This is a genomic window from Streptomyces sp. NPDC127197, from assembly GCF_042672405.1.
GTDB classification, from domain to species: Bacteria; Actinomycetota; Actinomycetes; order Streptomycetales; family Streptomycetaceae; genus Streptomyces; species Streptomyces flavusporus.
Genome location: NZ_JBHXVG010000096.1, coordinates 1 through 2962 on the forward strand (window position 1 = coordinate 1; position 2962 = coordinate 2962).

General features: G+C 70.3%; 3 protein-coding genes. All 3 read left to right on the plus strand.

Features of this window, described 5'->3' with window-relative positions:
- Positions 1-549: Tn3 family transposase (locus ACFVJQ_RS45200; RefSeq protein WP_385791777.1), on the plus strand; the 549-nt coding region annotated here is incomplete at its 5' end.
- A 94-nt stretch (positions 550-643) separates the two neighbouring features.
- Positions 644-1120, plus strand: a complete 477-nt coding sequence (locus ACFVJQ_RS45205; protein ID WP_385791778.1) for a hypothetical protein — start codon at positions 644-646, stop codon at positions 1118-1120.
- Between the two features lie 155 nt (positions 1121-1275).
- The coding region (locus tag ACFVJQ_RS45210; protein ID WP_385791779.1) for an NB-ARC domain-containing protein at positions 1276-2962 on the plus strand (1687 nt) is incomplete at its 3' end.

Genomic DNA, 2962 nt, shown 5'->3' on the forward strand with positions numbered 1-2962 from the left:
ATCAAGTATGCGACCGCGATCCGTACGCGGACCGCGTCGACCGAGGCGATCCTGCGCCGCTTCACCCGCAACGCCTCCCACCCCACCTACGCGGCGATGCTGGAGGTCGGCCGCGCGCAGAAGACCATCTTCGTGGCCCGCTACCTGCGGCTGCGCGATCTCCAGCGGGAGATCGAGGAGGGCCTGAATGTCATGGAGTCCTCCAACGGCGCGAACTCCGTGATCGCCTACGGCAAGGGCGGGGAGATCGCCTCGAACCGGCGCGACGAGCAGGAGATGTTCGTCCTGTGCCTGCGGATCCTGCAATCCGCCCTGGTCTTCGTGAACACCCTGATGCTCCAGGACATCCTCGGCGAACCGGAGTGGGCCGACCTCCTCACGCCCGCTGACCGGCGCGGCATGACGCCGCTGTTCTGGTCGCATGTGCGCCCATACGGTGACGTGAATCTTGACATGGACACGCGGCTAGACCTCTCCGCGGGAACCGTGCCTGGGCCCCGCGCAAGGGGTGGCGGTCTTGAGCTCACACCGGCCTGGGCGCCGTCTTGACGGAATCGCCGACAGTTGCGGAACGTATCTGGTGGAATACGTTGCGCGTCGAGGGAAGAGGGGCCGGGTTCGGTCTCGTGGGGGAAGGCGGGGCATGCTTACAGAGGCGATGACCGCGCTGGCCGCGGCGGGCGGCACAGCGGTGGTACAGGCTGCGGGCACGGATGTATGGACCGGTTTCCGTCAGCAGGTGGCTGGGTGGTTCGGCCGGGGGAACGCTCAGCGGGAGAGCGCCGAGTTGGAACGACTCGACCAGACCGCGAGCGCGCTGGAGGTCGCAGGGCCAGAGCAGGCGGAGCGAGTGCGGCTGCGCCAGGAAGCATCCTGGGAAGCCTGGTTTATCGCGTTCCTCGAACGCCTGGAGGACGAGGAGCGGGAACAGGCGGCCGCCGAGCTGGGAGCTCTGCTCAGGCAGCACACTTCGCAGGGCGGCGTATCGGCCGGGCAGGGCGGGATCGCCGCCGGCCGCGATGTGAACCTCAAGGCGGAACACGGCTCGATCGTGGCCGGTGTACTCCACGGGGGCGCGACCATCGGCACCCCTACCCAGCCGGATCCGTCCCAGGGCTGAACGGACCGGCCACCCTCAGCCCAACAGCACCCCCTGCAGGCAGCGGAAGACCGGAGACGGTCACGGTCCACGCCGCCCACCACAGCGTGGCGATCGGCCAGGTCAACTACCACGGCGCGCCCCGGGAGCCCGCTACCCGGCCGCACCAGGTGGGCGTGATCCCTTCCCGAGCGCAGTCCTTCCAGCACCGTGCCGAAGTGAACCGGCTGCGGGCGGCGGTCGAAGGCGGCGGCACCGCCGTGCTGGGCCAGGTACTGACCGGCATGGGCGGAGTCGGCAAGACCCAGCTCGCCGCCGACTACGCCCGTGCCGCCTGGCGCGACGGCGCCCTGGACATTCTGGTCTGGGTCACCGCAAGCGCCCGCTCGGCGGTGGTGACCGGCTACGCGCAGGCTGGCGTCGAACTGTGCCGGGCCGACCCCCACGACCCCGAACAGGCCGCACAGGTCTTTCTGGCCTGGCTGACCCCCAAGGCCGCAGCGGAGCCGTGCCGGTGGCTGATCGTCCTGGATGACGTCGCCGACCCCGACGACCTGCGCGGCCTGTGGCCTCCAACCAGCCCCCACGGCCGCACCCTGGTCACCACCCGCCGCCGCGACGCCGCCATGACAGGGGAAGGCCGCCGCCGGATCGACGTCGGCCTGTTCACCGAAGCTGAGGCCACCGCCTACCTCACCCGGTCCCTGGCCGCCCACGACCGAATAGAGCCCGAAGAGCAGCTCACCGCCCTCGCCTCCGACCTCGGACATCTGCCACTGGCCCTCGCCCAGGCCGCTGCCTACCTCATCGACGCCAACCTGAGCTGCACCGTCTACCGCACCCTCCTGGCAGACCGCGCCCGCACCCTGGCCGACCTCCTGCCCGAACCCGGCGCCCTCCCCGACGACCAGTCCGTCACCGTCGCCGCCGCCTGGTCACTGTCCATCGAACGCGCAGACCGGCTACGCCCACGTGGGCTGGCCTGCGCAACCCTCCAGTTGGCTGCCATGCTCGACCCCAACGGCATCCCTGCGCTGCTCTTCACGAGCCGCCCAGCCCTCGGCTATCTCATGAAACATCGCACGGCCACTGGTACCGGGCATCAGAACCAGGCCAAGGTCACAGACGAAGACGCGGTCGGTGCGTTGCGTGCGCTGCATCGGCTCACCCTCATCGACCACGCCGCCGACGTCCCCCACCAGGCAGTGCGTGTCCACAGCCTCATCCAACGCGCCGTCCGCGAACGTCTGTCCAAGCCTCTGTACGAAGAGCTTGCCCTCACGGCCGCCGACGCCCTTACCGATTCCTGGCCTGTAATCGAACGCGACACCGCCCTCGCCCAGGCCCTGCGCGCCAACACCGCCAGTCTCACTCGGCACGCAGAGTCTTTCCTCTGGCGCACCTCCCCACCGCCGCCAAACGCACACGCCGTCCTCTTCCGGGCCGTCACAAGCCTCGGCGAAGCCAGCCAGGCCGGTGCCGCCATGACCCAGTCACAGGAACTGGTTCGCACCGCCAACCGCCGCTTCGGTCCGGCTCACCTCCAGACTCTGGCGGCTCGGGACGCGTTGGCCCACTGGCGGGGGGAGGCAGGGGACGCAGCCGGCGCGGCTGCGGCCTATGAGAAGCTGGTGCTCGACCGGGAGCGTGTACAGGGCCCTGACCACCCCGACACCCTCACCGCCCGGGCCCTGCTTGCCCGTTGGCGGGGGGAGGCAGGAGACCCGGTCCCTGCTGTGGCGGCCTACGCCGAACTGCTGGCTACGCGCGAGCGTGTGCTCGGTCCTGACCACCCCGACACCCTCACCGCCCGCCATGAACTCGCCCGTTGGCGGGGGGAGGCAGGGGACGCAGCCGGCGCCG

Coding starts and splice junctions, on each gene's coding strand:
- ACFVJQ_RS45205 (WP_385791778.1), top strand. CDS start 644: ATGCTTACAGAGGCGATGACCGCGCTGGCCGCGGCGGGCGGCACAGCG.